Genomic DNA, 365 nt, shown 5'->3' on the forward strand with positions numbered 1-365 from the left:
GGTATTTATATCAGCTTTCCAGATTGTTAAAGAATTAGTCTTTCACACGCATTCGGTGAGGACTTGGTTTAAAAAACCAAACTTAACTTATCAACTTTTGATAGTTTAAGTTTGGTCTCTTTCTTTTGTGAAGAAGTGGTGGAGCTAAGCAGGATCGAACTGCTGACCTCCTGCGTGCAAGGCAGGCGCTCTCCCAGCTGAGCTATAGCCCCGCAATGGGAAACACACTTTAAGCTAGAACGTAAATTGGTAGGTCTGGGCAGACTTGAACTGCCGACCTCACCCTTATCAGGGGTGCGCTCTAACCAGCTGAGCTACAGACCTATCTCTCTTTCAAGATTTTACGTCCGAAGCTAGCGTGTTTG

At 45.2% G+C, this 365-nt stretch carries 2 tRNA genes; both read right to left on the reverse strand.

The features are described from left to right. Window positions 1–136: 136 nt before the first annotated feature. Window positions 137–212 (reverse strand) — tRNA-Ala (locus H4J61_RS17760). A gap of 35 nt (window positions 213–247) precedes the next feature. Continuing rightward, window positions 248–324 (reverse strand) — tRNA-Ile (locus tag H4J61_RS17765). Between the last annotated feature and the right edge of the window lie 41 nt (window positions 325–365).

This window comes from Colwellia sp. MB3u-4, from assembly GCF_014077065.1.
Taxonomy (GTDB): Bacteria; Pseudomonadota; Gammaproteobacteria; order Enterobacterales; family Alteromonadaceae; genus Cognaticolwellia.